This is a genomic window from Hymenobacter sp. B1770, assembly GCF_049896385.1.
In the GTDB taxonomy this organism is placed as follows: Bacteria; Bacteroidota; Bacteroidia; order Cytophagales; family Hymenobacteraceae; genus Hymenobacter.
In genome coordinates this window covers 328,406-346,009 of sequence record NZ_JAFCUF010000004.1, presented here as the reverse complement: position 1 = coordinate 346,009, position 17,604 = coordinate 328,406, and the positions used below count along the sequence as shown (strand labels likewise).

Genomic DNA, 17,604 nt, shown 5'->3' with positions numbered 1-17,604 from the left:
AGACTTGTTGCCAGCCGTAAGCTTTGCATTTCTGCAACAGAGCAATTAAGCCATTTCCAGCTGAGGTAGCTGCTTGGGCAGGCGCACCGCTCCGAAGGCCTGCCCCAAATCCAGCATCAAGTCTTGCGGGTCTTCTACGCCGATGCTGAGACGTATCATTTGAGGCGTGATGCCCATTTCGCGCTGCTCGTCCAGCGTGATGTCGGAGTGCGTCATGGTGCCGGGGTGCTCGGCCAGGCTTTCGGTGCCGCCCAGGCTCACGGCCAGCTTGATGAGCTTGAGGGCGTTGAGGAAGCGGAAGGCTTCGGCCTCGCCGCCGCGGATGTCGAAGGAAATCATAGAGCCCGGCGAGAGGCAGTGGCGACGGTAGATGTCCTGCTGGGCCGGATTATGCTCCAGGTGGGTGAGGTAGTAGGTGCGCTCCACCAGTGGATGTTCGCGCAGCCAGTCGGCAATAATTTGGGCCGAATGGGCGGCGCGCTCCATGCGCAGCTTCAGGGTTTCGAGGCTGCGCATGAGCATCCAACCGGTGTTGGGGTCGCACATGGTGCCCATGAAGGTGCGCATGGCTTTTATCTCCTTCATCAGTGGCTTACTGGCCAAGGCAGCGCCGGCAATGAGGTCGGAGTGACCACCCAGGAACTTAGTTGCCGAATACAGCACCACATCGGCACCGTGCTTGAGCGGATGCTGGAAAACTGGCCCCAAAAAGGTGTTATCGACCACCAGCCGGATGGGGTGCTCGGGGGTGCTGTGCTGGCGTGCCAAGGCAGCGCAGGCTTCCAGGTCGACGAGGTGATTGGTGGGGTTGGCGGGAGTTTCCACGAATATCATGGCAAGGCGGCCTTGCTCGATGCTGGCAACTTGGGCCGTCAACTCGGCGGGGGTGGCGGTGGGGCGGAAGCCCACGGCCTCAATCCCGAATTTGCGCAGCACGTTTTTCAGAAAGAAGTCGGAGCCACCGTACACGGGCTCGGAGTGCAACACCACATCTCCAGGTTGCAGCAGGGCCAAAAGGGTGGTGCTGATGGCGGCCATGCCGCTGGCGAAGCTAGCCGCTTCTTCGGCGCCGTCCCAGAGGGTGAGGCGGTGCTCCAGAATTTCGAGGCTGGGGTTGTTGAGTCGGGAGTAGATAAGGCCCATTTCCTCGTCGGGGGCTGCCTGGCGCAGGCCATAGGCAAGCTCGAAGAAGGCCTTGCCCTCTTCGGCACTGTTAAACACGAAGGTAGAAGTTTGGAAAATGGGCGGCTTGATGGCTCCTTCGCTCCAGGCCGGCGTGTAGCCGTAGCTCATCATCAGGCTTTCGGGACAGAGCATTTTGCCGGCTATCTGGGCGTGTTCTTGGATGTTGGACATGAAAATGTGAATGGGTGGGAAGAGTAGAAGTGCCGTGAAGGTAGGTTTTTCTGCTAAACGCCCAATCCTGGCCCCGACAGAAGCATTGATTGACAGTTCAGGTTGTTCGGGCGGCCAAATCAGTTTTGTCTTGGCTGCTTCTCGAAAAGCATTTTCACGGTAACTGCCTGGTTAACAAGTATAAGGTTCTCGGATGGTGGCCATGCGCCCTGTGTAAACCCAACATTAACCCGTAGGTGCTCGTTAAGAATATTTCTATTTAATATCCACACCTTCCAATGAAAACCTTCTTTCTTCCCCTCTTAGCAGTAGCAGCCATTGGCTTCACTAGCTGTAATCAAACCAACGAAGTTGCCAACGACCCCGCCGAAGCCACTGCCGATACCGCAGTCGTATACCGCGACGGCCGCACCGTGGGCGACGTAGCCGAAGGGGCCGCCGATGCCACCGGCGACGCGTTCGACCTTAGTAAGGCCAAGCTTGCTGATGCCACCCTGCCCGAAATTAAAACGAAAGGCACCACCGTACGGGGCGATGCCGACTACCAGGTTTATTCGGTCGACGAAGTGGTGCTATTCGACACCGACAAAGCCGCCATTAAGCCCAGCGCTGCTAATGCTTTGAACGAAGTCCTCGGCTCTATCAACCAGCGTTATAGTGGCAAAGACGTGCGGGTAATGGGCTTCGCCGATTCGCGGGGTGCAGCCAGCTACAACCTCGACTTGGCCAAACAGCGCGCTGAAGCTGTAAAAAATTACCTGACTCAAAACGGCAAACTCGCCGCCGATAAAGTAAGCACCGAAAGCTTTGGCCAGGAGCAGCCTGTCGCGACTAACGCCACTCCCGAAGGACGCCAGAAAAACCGGCGCGTAGAAATTGTGGTGCGCACCCGCTAACCGAGTGCTCCCGCCTGCAGCCAGGGTCGCACTTTGCGCACTCTGTTTAAGGCATGCTCCAAACGCACAAAGGCCAGCCAGGTAAGTACCCGACTGGCCTTTGTGCGTTTGATACTTATTCGTATTTTATAAAGAATTTATTATTTAATTCCGTGCATCTGACGGCGGTAGGAATCTACCTGTTGGCGCAATACAGCCAGCAGACTTCCGTAGCGCTGCTTTGCTTCTTTCTGGCTTTCAATAGCTTGTAGGCGCGCGTTTATCAAGTCGGAGAAGTCCTCTACAGTATAGGAGCGTTTCGGTGCGGTGGACACGGGTTAAATAGGTATACAATCAAATAGAAGAAAGAAAAGAGAGCGATTTATACGCAGACCCCCAAACTTAATAATTAAAAACGAAATAGTGGCCGGGCCGGATTCCAAATACCCCACGGAATCATGAGCAGCACGAGCAGCAAGGCAATGCCGAAAAACGTGAAGGCTTTTTTGTGTTTAAGGGTGTCATCGCTCGCCTTCTTGGAAAGGCTCCGGCCTACCTGGGCCAGCACCGCTGCCAAAAGCATCACGGCTATGTGCTCCATTCCGAAAAAGCGAGCCGTGGGGTCTTTCATGGCGCCTGCCTGTTTCATGGCGTTCAGGCCCCAGGGGCTAAGCCCAAAGTAAAGAGCCAGGCCTAACAACACCTGCAGGTGCATGGAGCCCACAAAGCTGGCTCCCATGCCGTTATCGGCACCCAGAAAGCGGCGGCGACCGGTCCAGCCCACGTAGGCGCGGTAGATGGCAATAAGACCGAATACAATTACCAGCCAACGAGACCAGGAGTGCAACGCAAGAAGAATTGAGTAAGCAGACATGAAATTGGAAAAGAGGTAAACGTGAGAAAAAGGAGAGCTTTGTGGGCAAGGCGTAGGCTAGCTGGCCGGTTGATGGCTCAGCCTTTTCTGGTCGCGGTGCACCACGAACATAACCACGAACAACGACAGGTAGGGCAGTGCGAACCCAATGCCAAGCCACCGCCAGAAGGAACGATTGTGGTTGTAAGCCATAAATGCCGTCATGACGGGCATGAACAGTATTGGCGAGAGAAGTACAATAAGAGCTTCGAGCATAAAGGAATAATCACAGTTCAACCGAAAGCAAAGGTAGGCCGGAACTGTTATCCAAGATGGAGCACTGTAGTATCCATATCCTACAGCGGGATGCAGGATAAAGGCGGTAGGAGGGCTACGGAGGGGGTTTGGGCAACCCACGCTTGGCCTTGGTTTCGGCAACTTGGGACCACATGGCTACAAAAAGCGCCACAAAAACCGAGGCAAAGGGCAGGAGGATGCCCAGCCCATACCAGCGCCAGAACGACCGGCCGTGACTCGCTGCGATGTAGCCCGTGATGGGCGCGAAGACCAGCGTGGCCGGTATGAGAACAAGTAAAATATCGAGGAGGCGCACGGCTAATCGGGAGGGCTACGTAGCAAACCGCTGCTCGCAGAAGATGTTGCAGGGCTGGCCGCCTACCGCACTTTGCCCCGTTTAACCAGGTAGGCGTAGAGTACTTTCTCGAACGGTTCTCGCACGTCGACGGGCACAAAGTCGATGCGGAGCTGCCCGCAGCGCAAGGCCAATTCCTGTTCGTAGGCCGACATGGCGGCCTGGTACTGTTCTTTGATTTGGGAAGGCTGCAGCTTGATTTCCAAGCCGGTTTCGACGTCCTCGAAAATGTAGGGGCGCTCCGCGAAATCAAAGTTGGCCTCGGTTGCGCGGTGGAGCACGTGGAAGAGCAGCACTTCGTGGTGCTGGTGCTTGAGGTGCTGCAGAGCAGCCAGGGCCGCGTCCTGCTCGCTGGCGCTACGGCCCAGCATGTCGCTAAACAGGATGACCAGAGAGCGTTTAGGAATCTGTTGGGCAATGGCGTGCACGGTGCCGGCTACGTCGGTGCCGCGCACGGTTTTGGGAGCTGGCGGGCGCTCCAGCAGCTGTTGCAGGGCCAGCAGCAGGGTGTGGCGGTGAGTGCTGGTGGAGCGCACTGGCGTTTGCAGCTCCACCGTCTCGGCAAAGGTGACCAGCCCCACGGCGTCGCGCTGCCGGGTGAGTAGGGTGGTGAGCGCGGCCGCGGCCAGAATGCTGAACTTGAGCTTGTCGAAGTTCGGCGCGGGATAGTACATGCTGGGGCTGACGTCGAGCAGAATATGGGCGCGCAGGTTGGTTTCTTCCTCGTAGCGCTTCACGAACAGCTTATCGGTGCGAGCAAATACTTTCCAGTCGATGTGGCGGGTGCTCTCGCCGGGATTATATAGGCGGTGTTCCGAAAACTCGACCGAAAACCCGTGGTAGGGCGACTGGTGCAGGCCGGTAATGAAGCCGTCTACGAGTTGACGGGCCAGAAACTCGAGGTTTTCGAAGGAACGGATGGCGGCTAGGTCGATGGGCATGTGCAGAGTGAGCTAGGCAATGGTACCATAAAGAACGTCATGCCGAGCGCAGCCGAGGCATCTTGCGTGTGGTTGTAAACCCAATCGTGAGTTCAAAGCGGGCGAGATGCCTCGGCAGCGCTCTACATGACCGGCGGTTTTGCTGCTTCCTTATTACTACGCTATTCAACACCAACGCTACCTCCGGCATTTACCTTTGCCCGGCCCTTCGTAAGTTAGGCCTTTCATTCAACCGACCAAATTTATTCCCCACTCATACCCCCAACCCATTTCCGTGGACGACCGTCACGAACAGGAAGAGATTTATTCCCAACGAATTAAAGCCGGCAAGCGCACGTACTTCTTCGACGTGAAAGCCACCCGCGGCCAGGATTACTACCTGACCATCACCGAGAGCAAGCGCCGTCAGAACAGTGACGACTCGGTTTCCTACGAAAAACACAAGATTTTCCTTTATAAGGAAGATTTTCTCAAATTCGTAGATGCTCTGCAGGATGCCGTGGACTATGTGCGCGAAGAACTGCTGAGCCCCGAGGAAGTAGCCGAGCTCGACCGACCGCGCGACTTTGAAGACCGGGACCGGCCCCGTTCCGAGTTTGAACGACCGGCTTTTGACCCCAATAAGAGCGAAGACAACTACTAGTTTTTCGGCTGGGAATTGCCTGATGGCGCGAGTGGATGCAAGTCCGTTCGCGCCTTTTTCTGGCTTCTTTCGTTTGAGTGGCGCGGCACTGGCGACGGCGCTGAATAGCTCAATGATTGCGGCTCAACGATTATCCAACTAAAAGTTGGAGTGACAACCCTGCCGTTGCGGTACCTTTGCGGCTGAATTGCCAGGCAGTTCACTCAATCACTCCGTCACTCAACTACTCCCACACATGGGCCTCCGCTGCGGTATCGTCGGCTTGCCGAACGTCGGTAAATCCACCCTTTTCAACGCGCTTTCGAACGCCAAGGCCGAATCGGCCAACTATCCTTTTTGCACCATTGAGCCCAACGTGGGCGTGATTACCGTGCCCGACGAGCGGCTCCAGATTCTGGAAAGTCTCGTGAATCCCAAGCGCGTGCTGCCCACCATCATCGAGTTTGTCGACATTGCCGGCCTCGTGAAAGGCGCCAGCAAAGGTGAAGGGCTGGGCAACAAATTCCTGGCCAACATCCGCGAGGTTGACGCCATTATCCACGTGGTGCGATGCTTCGACGACCCCAACATCGTGCACGTAGCCGGCGGCGTAGACCCCGTGTTCGACAAAGATGTTATCGACACCGAACTTCAGATTAAGGATTTGGAGAGCGTCGACAAAAAGTTGGTAAAGTCGGAGCGTAGCGCAAAAGGCGGCGATGCCGTGGCTAAGAAGGAGGTAGCAGCCCTGCAGCGCTTCAAAACAGCCCTGGAAGACGGCCAGAACGCCCGCGCCATTCAGGCCACGCCCGAAGAGCTGGAGGCCGTAGCCGACCTGCAACTGCTCACCATCAAGCCCGTGATTTACGTGGCCAACGTGGACGAAACCAGCATTGCCACCGATGGCAACAAGCACGTGGCCGCCCTGCGCGAGCACGTGAAAGCCGAAGGTGCCCAGGTAGTGCTGGTGTCGGCGGCCATTGAGGCACAGATTGCCGAGATGGAAGACCCCGAAGAGAAAGCCATGTTCCTGGGCGAATATGGCCTCACGGAGTCGGGCCTGAACAAGCTCATTCGCGCCAGCTACGAGCTGCTGAATCTGATAACTTACTTCACTGCCGGCGTGCAGGAGGTTCGCGCCTGGACCATCCACCGCGGCGACAAAGCCCCGGCTGCGGCCGGTGTTATTCACTCCGATTTCGAGAAGGGCTTTATCCGGGCCGAAGTTATCAAGCTGCCGGATTACCAGGAGTATAAGACTGAAGTAAAAATTAAAGAGGCCGGCAAGATGTCGGTAGAGGGAAAGGACTACGTGGTGCAGGACGGCGACATCATGCACTTCCGCTTCAACGTGTAGCCACGCGCATCGAGCGAGAAACAATAAAAAAGCCGCCCTGCAAGGGGCGGCTTTTTTGGTAGCAACAAATGCCTAATTGACGGTTTACTTTCCTACTGTCTTAAACAGCATGCCCGAGGTCAAGCGGTCGGTGCGCTGCATGCCGTTGAGGATGGCCAGTTCTTCGTGGCGGTTGGTCGGAACACCGTTGGCGCTCAGAGCCTGGGCCAGCGTCTGGTTGCCAGTGGCGCTTTTGATGCGGATTTTCTCCGACGTGCGGTTCAGCTTGCTTGCGTCGGTGAGGCGGGCAAAGCCCTGGGCCACGCCGCTGAATGTGTTGGCATACGTCTGGAAAGCGGCGGCCGTGGTGAGGCCCACGATGCCGTAATAGTTGCTGCCGTCCTGGATGACGTGGGCCAGCACCCGGGCGCCAGCTTGGCCCTGCTGGGCAGCCTGGTCGCCTTGCATCACCACGGCGGGGAAGCCGCTAATCGTGGCCCGCTGGGCGTTGGCCGATTGTAGGCCGATGGCCTTGGCCAGGCCTTGGGCTGCCTCGTCGAGCGAATTGCCGCCAGCCGGAACCAGCACCACGAGGGCTTTGCCGTTGGGCTCCGCCATCTGGAACTGGCTGGGGGAGTTCTGCGATTTCCAGCCCGACGGAATGGGCATTTGAAACTTAAGTTCGGGGTGGTAGAACACGCCCCGCTCCACGTAGCCCTGGCGCGGGTCTTCGCCGTAGGGCAGGCCATCAATCATGCGCAGGTAGGTTTCGCGGCCCACGGTGAGCTGCTGGCGGCCGGCGTTCTGCTTGGCCTGTGCTGCCAGTTTCTTTACCGTGGCGTAGCGGTCAGCGGAATTGGGGTGCGAGGAGAGAAAACCGGGCATCCCGCCGCCCCCGCTGGCCTGCTCATTGCGCTGCAGGGTTTGGAAGAAATCAGCCATGTGGCTGGCGTCGTACCCAATCTTGGTAGAATATTTCACGCCCAACTGGTCCGACTCCCGCTCGTCGTCGCGGCCGTACTTGAGCATGCCCAGGCCCACACCCTGCTGCACAAGTCCTCCCACCGACTGCATCACGCGCGGGGCCACAATGGAGCCCAGCAGCAGGCCGATGCCCGCCGCCGTGGAACGCCGCTGCTGGCTCTGCCCGTGCTTGGCCGTGATATGGCCGAGCTCGTGGCCGAGCACGCCGGCAAACTGGGCCTCGCTGTTGAAGTGGGCCATGATGCCGCGCGTGAAGTACACGTGGCCATCGGGCGTAGCGAAGGCGTTAATCACCGGCGAGTCTACGATGGTGAAGCCGTAGTTGCCGGGACGGTCCGAGACCTTGTTCATCTGCTGGCCTTTGGTGTCAATCAGGCGTTGCAGGGTGGGGTTGTTGTACAAGCCAAACTGGGCCAGTACCTGGGGGTCGGGTTTGGGGCCTTGGGTGGGGCTGGTGGGGATGGCGCTGATGAGAGTCAGCGGCAGCAGCAGCGCGGCACCGGTGCGCAAGAAGGAGAAGTTCATATTTGTAAAGAGCTATATGGACCGCGTGAGATGCGGCGACTGAGCTTGCAAACGCACGCCAGGAAACAGGGTTGCGCGCCAAGCTTAGCCACTCCTAAACCAACATAATGCCAGTTATTTTCCGACGATTTTTATTGACGAACCCGCGTTGAGCTGCTCGTTGAGCTGCATGCCGTTGAGAATGGCCAACTCGACGTGGCGCTTCTCAGGCACGCCATTGCTGGTGAGGGCCTGGGCCAGGGTGCTGCGCAGGGTCAGTTTCTTAATGCGGAGGCGCTCGGGCTGGCGATTGAGCTTGTCGGCATCGGTGAGGCGGCGGAAGGCTTCGGCCACGCTGCTAAACTGCTGTGAGTAATTGGGGAAATCGGCCGGGCCCGACACGCCCAGCAGGGCGTACATAGTTTTGCCGTCCTGAATGATATGGCCCATCACCCGCACGCCTGCTACCTGCTGGCCGGTTTGCGGGTCTTGCTGCACCTGGTCGGCCACAAAAAACAGGGCTGGGAAACCGTTGATGGTGGTGCGCCGCGAGTCGGCGGGCTGCAGCTTCAGTTGCTGCACCAGGGCCTGAGCGCCTTCCTCCACCGTGTTGCCGGGGGCCGTCATCAGCACGAGCATGGCCTTGCCAGCAGGGTCAACCATCTGGAACTGCTGGGGGGTGTTCTGGTGCTTCCAGCCAGTGGGCACGGGCATTTGGAACTTTAGCACGGGGTGGTAGAACATGCTGTTTTCGACGAAGCCCTGCTTGGGGTCTTCGCCGTACACCATGCCGTTGATGAGCTGCAGGTACTGGTCGCGGTTGATGGCCAGCTTGGGGTTGCCGTTTTGCTGCTTCCACTGGTCGGCCAGCTTGTGCACGGTGGTGTAGCGGTCTTCGGGATTGGGGTGAGTGGAGAGAAAGTCGGGAATGGCCTCGCTGCCGGACGACTGCTGCTGCCGGGCCAGGGTTTGGAAGAAGTCAGCCATCTGGCTGGCGTCGTACCCAATTTTCGACGCGTACTCCACGCCCAGCTCGTCAGATTGCCGCTCGTCGTCGCGCCCAAACTTCAAAAACAGCAGCTGCATGCCCTGCATGGCTTGCTCGCCAAACTGCGCCACCTGGGGCGAGGCAATCATGGCGCCCATCAGGCCCACCTGGCCCAGAATGGCCTTGGTTTGCTGGCGGGCCGAATGCCGGGCCGTGACGTGGCCAATCTCATGACCGAGCACGCCGGCAAACTGGGCCTCGTTGTTGAAGTGAGCCATGATGCCGCGCGTGAAGTACACGTAGCCCCCGGGCACAGCAAAGGCATTGATGACCGGTGAGTCAACCACCCGAAACTGATATTTCAAGTTGGCGCGGTGCGACACTGCGGCCATTTTTTGCCCCTTCTCGTCGATGAACTTCTGCATCTTGGGGTCTTCGTATAGGCCGAACTGGGCCGTCACAGCCGGGTCCGACTGTGCGCCCATGGCCACTTCCTGGCCTTCCGATACCAGGCTTACTTCTCTTTTGCCCGTGACGGGATTGGTGGCGCAGCCGCTGAGCAGCAACACGGCGGCTGCCCCAACGCTTAGGTGAAGTCGTGATTTCATAATAGTAAGAGGTGCTGCCGGGGACGGAGCCGGAATTGGCCCCGCTGCTCGCCAGAAGCTGGAATGTGCTAACAAACGCAGCCGAACCGAGCAGGTTGTAGCGCCCGCCTACTGGCGATTGTTCATGGTCACGGTTTGGTAGCCAATTAGCAGGTCGGCGCGGGTTCCCGGGGGGCGGTAATACACCAGCAGGTCGTACTGGTTTTCGGTTTCTTGGTGGCTGCCTTCGAAGTACACTTCGTTGGGCGCGGCGCGGCCGGCCCCGGTCCCGGCCACGGCGAAGCTGTAGTTGTAGTAGCCTTGCTTGAGCAGGGCGCGACCGGTGTAAAGCTGCTTGGTCTCGTCGTAGGTCAGCTTAAACTCATCTTTGAGCTGCCAGTCGGTGAGGGCGCCGAGCACGTACACAGGACCGGGAGCGGGCTGGTCGGCTTTCAGCTGAAAAGTGACTTCGGCGTAGTCGGCATTGGTGGCGCCGTTGCCAAACTCGCGGCTTTCAAATACGCGCTGGCCGTTGGCGTCTTGGTATTGGGTGTAGTTCTGTTTGGCCCGCGACACTTCGGGCTGCAGCAGCGCTGCCACGGGCGTTGACTGCGGGTCGACACGGAGTACGCCAATGCCGGCCGCCTGCACCGAGCGGGTGTCGAAGAACCGGTATTCGCTCAGGCCCGGAAAGGCATTCTCAAAGCCGAAATACTGGTATTCGAGCCGCCGCTCGTTGTCGCGCACAAAGGTGGGACGCAGGTTGTACTTGGCATTGTCCCAGCGGAAGTTCTGGCGCAGCACCACCTTCACTTCCGAAGCCGGGTTCACGAGGTTTACCCCGGCATAGCTGACACCGAAATCCAACTGCTGCAGCGTGTAGCGCTGCTCGCCGCCGATGACGATGCCGGGCTTCAGGCCCACCTGCACCTGGTTTTCATACACCAGCAGCCGCCGCGATACCACCGGCACACCGCCCGTGCTTTGCACTACCAGCAGGTAGTTGCCGCTCAGTTTCACGCCCGGCGCCCGCATGCGGTAGTGGAAATACGGCACGCGGGTGTTGATGCCTACGCGGTAGTCGGTGATGAGAAACTCATTTATCTCGTTGAGAAACTGCAGGTCCGTCAGCACTGACGGCTGCCAGTTCTGGTCGCAGTGAATCAGCTTGGCGGTGAAGCGCTGGCTTTGGTCGCCCAGCACGTCAAACTCCAGGGTAATGGCTTGGCTGCGGCCCAGCGGCACCACGGGAGGCTGAAATACCTCGTTGACTTGGCCGGTGGCCACGTAGCACTGCACGCTGCGCACCTCGGGAGAGTAGGTATGGTCTTGGTACCGCAGGGTTTTGTCGGCGTAGTACTCCGGCGGTTTTTGGGTGCCGGCTGTGCCACGGGCCGCGTTGGGGTCGGTGATGGGGGTGCCCAGGGGCACGCAGGCAGTGGCAAGCAGGAGGGAGGCGAAGGGAAGAAAGCGCATGGCGCGAAAGTAAGGCTCATCGATGCTTGTGAAGAATGGTCTTCACTTTCGCAACATTGAGAAACTAATTAGCTACAGCAGCAGAATAACTGAAATTTATACTCATTTGGCTCAACCAAAAAGACCCGTCACTGCTGTGTAGCCTGGGCCTGTAGTACCGCAGTTGCGAGTAACTTACTTAATTTCATATTATATCCGTTATTTGCTTGTGTACCGAAAAGTTATGCCCGAAGTAGTGCCTAATGAAGAAAGCTCTTTCCTTTTTTATACTGTTCCACTTTTTATCCACCTCTTACGCATGCATTTGTTCCACTAGTCCATGGGCTCAACCAATAGCTAAAGGTTGGGAAACCAGCGACATTATTTTCTTGGGAAAAGCGTCCGAGATAATAAATGCTTCTAGAGTATATGACAGTGATGGGCAACAGCAAAAGGTTGCAAACTTCGAAATTATTGAAGGTTACAAGAATATTGAGGCTAACCAAAATCTCATCACTTTAGACTATTCAGAAAATTCATGCAGCGTCTCTTTTGAGGAAGGAAAGATATACGTGGTCTATGGGCATCGGATACCTTCTGGAATGGTGTTCACAAATCAATGCACCAAGACAAGGGAGTTAACGGAAGATTTTCAAGAATCTAAAGAGATTCACGAATTGCGACTTATCTCAAAAGAAAAGGACATTAAGCAGCCGAAGCTAGAGCAGTTCATAATGGTTGAGAATTCTACACTGGAGAATCTTGAAAAGGGAAACAACCAGAACATGCAGCAAGAAGCGACTATAAAAACAATGTACTGGTGTCTGGGCCTAAGTTTAGTGTTCAATCTTATCCTTGGATTTATGGCGATAAGAAAAAGAAACAGCACGGCTGCCAATATTGAGTAAATACCATCTTAAATTCTCCGCTATGCGAAAATTCATTCTGCAATTAGCCATTAGTTTGGACGGCTTCATAGAAGGACCAAATGGTGAATACGATTGATGTTACACTGACCAGGATTTTGGAATGGCTGATTTTTTTAAACGAATAGATGGTGTGTTCTATGGTCGCAAGTCCTACGAGCTTACTTTATCTGTGGAGGCGTCCGATGACGAGGTAGTATTTCCCGTTTTACCAAAAATTCCTTTAATGTTTTAGAGAAAACATTAAAGGAATTAAAGCGTGGTTATATTCTTATAAGCGGAGACATTGAAGCAGCATTAAGAAAGATAAAAGATGAACCGGGTAAAGACATTTGGCTTTTCGGAAGCGCAAGCCTTACCTCTTCACTGTTTAAACTGGGCCTAGTAGACGAAATCAGCCTCGTGGTTCATCCCATTATTCTGGGCAGCGGCAACCCATTGTTTAGTCAAGCAACAGACAGAGTACCACCAACTCTAGTGGACACAAAGGCTTATTTATCAGGACTGGTTTCTTTGACATATACACTTGCATAAGACACAAGGCATACCATCAGCTTTGGGAGAAAAAGCTGAAGAATAGATTATGAATAAATCATCTCTAACAGATAGTAAAGACTAAGTGAGGCTTCCGTTTCTCAAATGCCTCAGCATTTTCGCGTGGTAACCGTTGGGGCTAATAAAACGAAAACCGGCGCTGCTTAATTTGGGAGCAGCCCCGGTTTTCGTTTCGGCATAATTTAAATTCGCGGACGGTTACACGAGCTGCTCTACGGGCAGGGGCTTGGGAGCCGAAGGGCTGGGCAGGCCGGCTTTCTTGGCGGCCTTCTCGCGGTCTTCCTGCCACTGCTCGTACTCGGCGTAGGTGCCGGGGATACTCCTTCAGCTGGAAGTCTTCGATGTACCAGATTTTGGTGGCCACGTTCTCCACAAAGAACCGGTCGTGGCTGATGACGATGAATGTGCCCTGATATTGCTCCAGCGCCTGAATCACGAGGTATAGCCATCGAAGAGGAAGTAGCGTAACTTTAGAATCGGAATAGTTGACATAGCTTTAGCTCGCTTATATATGTACAGTAAAAACACGCAATGCGTCCACAGTAAACAGCAATTTGATGGAGTAAATACTCCTGTTTACACATCAACAGCCTATAGGTATATAGGTAGTAATGAGATATTATATCCCAGAAACTACAACACAGTTAATCAAAAAGTCATTGTAGACAAGCTCTGTACTCTTGAACAAGGCGAAGAAGGTTTTATTTTTAGTTCAGGAACCGCTGCTATAACCACTGCTTTGCTCACCTTTTTAAAATCGGGTGACCACATTATATTATCAAAAGAAATATATGGCGGTACTGTAAAGCTTGTTGAAGAAGAATTCCCGAAGTTCAATATCGCGTTTGATTTTATATCAAACCATGACATGGTAGACCTGGAGGCAAAGATTCAGGACAATACCAAAGTTGTTTATACAGAGACCCCTTCCAATCCTTTGCTTTCTATAGTAGACCTGCAAGCAGTTGCTGCGGTTGCTAAAAAACATCAACTGGTATCCATTGTAGATAATACTTTCGCCAGTCCTATTATTCAGAATCCGATTGCACTCGGGTTTGATGTAGTCATTCATAGTGGCACCAAGTATTTAGGTGGTCACCATGACCTTTGTTTTGGCGCTCTCATAACTTCTAAAGAGTTAAGAGAAAAGATATATCCATCTGCCGTAAACTATGGTGGTAGTTTGAATCCTCTTGACTGTTACCTTATTGAGCGAAGCCTTAAAACGCTTGCAATAAGAGTAGAAAAGCAGAGTGCCAATGCAATGAAGGTGGCTGTTGCCTTACAAGGAAACCCTTTAATTGCCAAGGTTTATTATCCGGGTCTTACAGATCATCCTAATCATCAAGTAGCAGCTAAGCAAATGAAAGGTGGCTTTGGTGGAATGTTATCATTTGAATTGAAAGAGCCTGAGCAAACTGTCTCCTTTTTGAATAGGCTAAGCCTGATTATCCCTGCACTAAGTTTGGGCGGTGTAGAAACTACCATCTGTCAACCTTCCACTTCTTCACATGCCGGTTTATCACCTAAAGAGCGTGAAGAACAAGGAATAACTGATTCTTTACTCCGGCTTTCAGTTGGCATTGAAGATATAAATGATATAATAGGTGATTTGAATCAAGCTCTCACGGTATAGCTTTCAAGCATCTTATTGCAAGCACAAAATATTTTTCAGTTGAACAAGAGCTAAAGCAGCAGTTTTTCAAATGCACATACTGCTTAACGGCCTATTCTGTCGGCGGTAAACGACAAAGCCATAAACAAAAACGGCGCTACTCCGAGTTAGGAGCAGCGCCGTTTTTTATTGCAAATAGCGAAGGCAGTAGTTGGTTATACCAGCTGCTCCCAGCGCTGGGTTTGGGCGGCCAGCTCCTTTTTCACCGCTTCGAATTTCATGGTCGTGTCCTTCAGCTGCGCGGCGTTGGAATAGATGCCCGAGTCGGCGAGCTGGGCTTCGTAGACGGCCAGCTCTTTCTCCAGCGCGGTGATGCGGGCTTCCACTTCGGCCAGCTCTTTGGCCGCTTTTTTGGCGTCGTTGCTGTTGCTGCTGTTGCTGCTGTTGTTCGCAACAGCCTTGGGCTGCTCTACGGGCAGGGGCTTGGGAGCCGAAGGGCTGGGCAGGCCGGCTTTCTTGGCGGCCTTCTCGCGGTCTTCCTGCCACTGCTCGTACTCGGCGTAGGTGCCGGGGTACTCCTTCAGCTGGAAGTCTTCGATGTACCAGATTTTGGTGGCCACGTTCTCCACAAAGAACCGGTCGTGGCTGATGACGATGAACGTGCCCTGGTATTGCTCCAGCGCCTGAATCAGAATGTTTACCGACACCATATCCAAGTGGTTGGTCGGTTCGTCGAGCAGGAGGAAGTTAGCTTCTGAAATTAGGGTTTTGGCCAGGGCCACGCGGCTTTTTTCGCCACCGCTCAGCACCTTGATTTTCTTGAAAACCTCCTCACCCGTGAACAGGAAGGAGCCCAGCACCGAGCGAAGCTCCATGTCGTTGCGCTTCGAGCCGGCCTCGCTCATTTCCTGCAAAATCTCATTGTCGAGCGTTAGGCTTTCGAGCTGGTGCTGGGCGTAGAACGACATGATGACGTTGTGGCCCAGCTGGTGCTTGCCCGCGGTGGGGGCTTCGGTACCGGCCACCAGGCGCATGAGTGTAGACTTGCCTTTGCCGTTGGCGCCGATGAGGGCGATTTTGTCGCCCCGCTCGATGTGTACGTTGGTGTCGCGGAAAATGAGCTTCTGGTCGTACTTCTTCGTCACGTGCTCCATGCGCAGGATGTGGCGGCCGGGCTCAACCTTGAAGGTAAACTTCATGTTGATTTTAGCTGCGTCCTGGGCCACGTCCTCAATGCGCTCAAGCTTATCGAGGGCTTTCACGCGGCTCTGGGCCTGCTTGGCCTTGCTGGCTTTGGCCTTGAAGCGCTCGATGAAGCGCTCGGCAGCCCGGATTTGGGACTGCTGATTCTCAAAAGCACCCTTTTGGATGATGTTGCGCTCCTCTTTTTCTTCCAGGTAATAGGAGTAGTTGCCGGCGTAGGGCACCAGCTTGCCGCCGGTTACTTCCACGGTGGTGTTGGTGGTGCGGTCGAGGAAGGCCCGGTCGTGCGATACGATGATGACGGCGCCCTCGTAGTCGGCCAAGTAGTTTTCTATCCACTTAATAGAGGGCAAGTCCAAGTGGTTGGTGGGTTCGTCGAGCAGCAGGAGGGAGGGCTTCTGCAGCAGGATTTTGGCCAACATCACGCGCATGCGCCAGCCGCCCGAAAAAGTCTTCAGCGGTTTCTGTAGCTCTTCGGTGCTGAAGCCCAAGCCTTCGAGGATTTCCTCGGCCTGGGCCTGCATGGTGTAGCCACCCAGGGCCTCAAACCGCTCCTGCATGGTGGCCAGCTTGTCAACTAGGTCGTCGGAGTAATCGGTTTCGAATTGAACCAGGATGTCGTCAATTTTTTTCTGCAGCTCCAGGGCTTCCTGGAAGGCTTCCATGGCCACGTGCAGAATGCTTTCGTGGGTGTCGTAGCTCAGCAGGTCTTGGTTGAGAAAACCGAGGCTCACGTCCTTGGCCATCGATATCGAGCCGCCGTCGGCCTTATACTCGCCCACCAGCAGGCGCAGCAACGTGGATTTGCCGGTGCCATTGAGGCCAATGAGGCCGATTTTGTCTTTGGGCTTGATGTGCAGGCTGGCGTTGTCGTAAAGCGTGCGGGAGCCAAAGTGGAAGTCGAGGTCGGAAATGGAAATCATCTGGTCAGAGGTATTGGGGGGCAAAGGTACGGCGCCCGATTGGAGCCCATCAGTCAAAATTGCCCGAAGACCTAATTCATAACTAAAAAGCAGGCTTGGTTGTATAAACAATGTTCGTACACGAATACGTTCTTCATCCTATTCAATCGTTAATCATTTTTCACTTCTATGTCTGCGTTTCGTCTCAACAACCGCGTGGCTGATTCGGCCCGCCGCCTTGTTCCTGTGGCCTTCTTAGGTCTCGCAATGCTGTCGTCCTGCGATACTAGAACAGGTAATCAGGGGCTGCCGATGCCCTCGGCACCGGCCACCATTACCTTCACCCAGACCGGCCTGTACCCGGAAGGCGTGCAGTACGACGCCCCCAACAGCCGTTTTTTGGTTACTTCGCTCACCACAGGCCGGGTAGGCCAAGTCAAAGACGACGGCACCTACAGCTCCGCTTTCCCCGACGAGCCTCGGCTGGTGTCGGCCATTGGCATGTTCCTTGACGCCCCCCGCAGCCGCGTATTAGTTGCCATATCGGACCCGGGCGCCAACCAGCAGCGCAGCACCGCTGCCACCCAGGGCAAGCTGGCCCGGCTGGCGATTTTCAATAACACCAATGCCACTGCAGCGCCCACCATTATCGAGCTGGGCAACCTGCGGCCCGCCCTCAACCATTTTGCCAACGACGTGGCCGTGGACGCCCAGGGCAATGCCTATGTGACGGACAGCTTCGCCAACATTATTTATAAAGTTGACGCCCAGACTAACACGCCCACCGTGTTTTTGGAAGACGCCGCCCGGCTGGCCGCGCCCACTCCTGGTGCTTTCGGCTTCAACGGCATCGTGTTTCATCCCGATGGCTACTTGCTGGTGGCAAAATCCGACAATGGCGCCATCTACAAAGTGCCGCTCAGCAACCCCGGTAGATTCACGCAGGTAACGACCACCCAAAACCTGTCGGCGGCCGATGGCCTGTTGCTGCAGGATAACAACACGCTGCAGGTGGTGAGCAACGCCCAGGCCCGGGTGTTCCGAATGGCCAGCACCAACGGCTTCACGTCGGCCACGCTGTCGGGCACGTTCGTGACGCAGCCACAATTTCCGACTACCCTGGCCCGCCGCGGCGATGCCAGCTACGTGCTCTATGCCAACCTCAACGCTCTGTTTTCGGGCCAGCCGGCCGTAAGCCAATACAGCATCAACCGAGTTGAATTCCAATAAACCCGGATTGTTGAACCCAA

At 55.3% G+C, this 17,604-nt stretch carries 18 protein-coding genes; 7 read left to right on the top strand and 11 right to left on the bottom strand.

Going from position 1 to position 17,604, the window contains the following annotated elements; genetic code table 11:
* Positions 1–45: 45 nt before the first annotated feature.
* A complete protein-coding gene (locus ACP7AJ_RS10700; RefSeq protein ID WP_426060186.1) occupies positions 46–1,356 on the bottom strand; it encodes a cystathionine gamma-synthase family protein in 1,311 nt (436 codons plus the stop codon).
* A 278-nt stretch (positions 1,357–1,634) separates the two neighbouring features.
* Here ACP7AJ_RS10700 and ACP7AJ_RS10695 point away from each other — a divergent pair, with 278 nt between their 5' ends.
* On the top strand, positions 1,635–2,252 hold the full coding sequence (locus tag ACP7AJ_RS10695) for an OmpA family protein (protein ID WP_426060185.1): 618 nt from the start codon (positions 1,635–1,637) through the stop codon (positions 2,250–2,252).
* Positions 2,253–2,392: 140 nt separating this feature from the next.
* On the opposite strand, the gene ACP7AJ_RS10690 is transcribed toward ACP7AJ_RS10695, so the two are convergent.
* The 5 genes from ACP7AJ_RS10690 to ACP7AJ_RS10670 form a co-directional block, all read right to left on the bottom strand.
* Complete coding sequence (locus ACP7AJ_RS10690; protein ID WP_426060184.1) at positions 2,393–2,566, bottom strand: hypothetical protein; 174 nt, start codon at positions 2,564–2,566, stop codon at positions 2,393–2,395.
* A gap of 74 nt (positions 2,567–2,640) precedes the next feature.
* Positions 2,641–3,105: a hypothetical protein gene (locus ACP7AJ_RS10685; RefSeq protein WP_426060183.1), complete on the bottom strand. Its 465-nt coding sequence runs from the start codon at positions 3,103–3,105 to the stop codon at positions 2,641–2,643.
* Positions 3,106–3,162: 57 nt separating this feature from the next.
* Positions 3,163–3,360: a hypothetical protein gene (locus tag ACP7AJ_RS10680; protein ID WP_426060182.1), complete on the bottom strand. Its 198-nt coding sequence runs from the start codon at positions 3,358–3,360 to the stop codon at positions 3,163–3,165.
* A gap of 115 nt (positions 3,361–3,475) precedes the next feature.
* Complete coding sequence (locus ACP7AJ_RS10675) at positions 3,476–3,697, bottom strand: hypothetical protein (protein ID WP_426060181.1); 222 nt, start codon at positions 3,695–3,697, stop codon at positions 3,476–3,478.
* A 62-nt stretch (positions 3,698–3,759) separates the two neighbouring features.
* Positions 3,760–4,683: a DUF58 domain-containing protein gene (locus ACP7AJ_RS10670; protein WP_426060291.1), complete on the bottom strand. Its 924-nt coding sequence runs from the start codon at positions 4,681–4,683 to the stop codon at positions 3,760–3,762.
* A 268-nt stretch (positions 4,684–4,951) separates the two neighbouring features.
* Between ACP7AJ_RS10670 and ACP7AJ_RS10665 the strand changes: the two genes are divergently transcribed.
* Together ACP7AJ_RS10665 and ychF are read left to right on the top strand one after the other, a co-directional pair.
* Positions 4,952–5,320 (top strand): DUF3276 family protein, encoded by a 369-nt coding sequence (locus ACP7AJ_RS10665; protein ID WP_426060180.1) that lies wholly within the window; start codon positions 4,952–4,954, stop codon positions 5,318–5,320.
* A gap of 235 nt (positions 5,321–5,555) precedes the next feature.
* The gene (gene ychF, locus ACP7AJ_RS10660) at positions 5,556–6,656 is read left to right on the top strand and encodes a redox-regulated ATPase YchF (RefSeq protein WP_426060179.1); all 1,101 of its coding nucleotides are present in this window, start codon (positions 5,556–5,558) and stop codon (positions 6,654–6,656) included.
* Between the two features lie 84 nt (positions 6,657–6,740).
* Here the strand turns inward: ychF and ACP7AJ_RS10655 are convergent, their stop codons facing one another.
* The 3 genes from ACP7AJ_RS10655 to ACP7AJ_RS10645 all read right to left on the bottom strand — a co-directional run bounded on the left by ACP7AJ_RS10655 (position 6,741) and on the right by ACP7AJ_RS10645 (position 11,174).
* A complete protein-coding gene (locus tag ACP7AJ_RS10655) occupies positions 6,741–8,144 on the bottom strand; it encodes a M48 family metalloprotease (protein WP_426060178.1) in 1,404 nt (467 codons plus the stop codon).
* 114 nt (positions 8,145–8,258) lie between these two features.
* On the bottom strand, positions 8,259–9,719 hold the full coding sequence (locus ACP7AJ_RS10650; RefSeq protein ID WP_426060177.1) for a M48 family metalloprotease: 1,461 nt from the start codon (positions 9,717–9,719) through the stop codon (positions 8,259–8,261).
* Positions 9,720–9,827: 108 nt separating this feature from the next.
* Entirely contained in the window at positions 9,828–11,174 is a 1,347-nt protein-coding gene (locus ACP7AJ_RS10645; protein WP_426060176.1) for a DUF5103 domain-containing protein, read from the bottom strand.
* 242 nt (positions 11,175–11,416) lie between these two features.
* On the opposite strand from ACP7AJ_RS10645, the gene ACP7AJ_RS10640 reads away from it, so the two are divergent.
* Complete coding sequence (locus ACP7AJ_RS10640; RefSeq protein WP_426060175.1) at positions 11,417–12,061, top strand: hypothetical protein; 645 nt, start codon at positions 11,417–11,419, stop codon at positions 12,059–12,061.
* A gap of 216 nt (positions 12,062–12,277) precedes the next feature.
* Complete coding sequence (locus ACP7AJ_RS10635; protein ID WP_426060290.1) at positions 12,278–12,613, top strand: dihydrofolate reductase family protein; 336 nt, start codon at positions 12,278–12,280, stop codon at positions 12,611–12,613.
* A 139-nt stretch (positions 12,614–12,752) separates the two neighbouring features.
* Here the strand turns inward: ACP7AJ_RS10635 and ACP7AJ_RS10630 are convergent, their stop codons facing one another.
* On the bottom strand, positions 12,753–13,070 hold the full coding sequence (locus ACP7AJ_RS10630; RefSeq protein ID WP_426060174.1) for a hypothetical protein: 318 nt from the start codon (positions 13,068–13,070) through the stop codon (positions 12,753–12,755).
* Positions 13,071–13,145: 75 nt separating this feature from the next.
* Here ACP7AJ_RS10630 and ACP7AJ_RS10625 point away from each other — a divergent pair, with 75 nt between their 5' ends.
* Complete coding sequence (locus ACP7AJ_RS10625) at positions 13,146–14,270, top strand: trans-sulfuration enzyme family protein (protein WP_426060173.1); 1,125 nt, start codon at positions 13,146–13,148, stop codon at positions 14,268–14,270.
* 194 nt (positions 14,271–14,464) lie between these two features.
* On the opposite strand, the gene ACP7AJ_RS10620 is transcribed toward ACP7AJ_RS10625, so the two are convergent.
* Entirely contained in the window at positions 14,465–16,375 is a 1,911-nt protein-coding gene (locus tag ACP7AJ_RS10620; RefSeq protein ID WP_426060172.1) for an ABC-F family ATP-binding cassette domain-containing protein, read from the bottom strand.
* 168 nt (positions 16,376–16,543) lie between these two features.
* Here ACP7AJ_RS10620 and ACP7AJ_RS10615 point away from each other — a divergent pair, with 168 nt between their 5' ends.
* A complete protein-coding gene (locus tag ACP7AJ_RS10615) occupies positions 16,544–17,584 on the top strand; it encodes a hypothetical protein (protein ID WP_426060171.1) in 1,041 nt (346 codons plus the stop codon).
* The last annotated feature ends 20 nt before the right edge of the window (positions 17,585–17,604 follow it).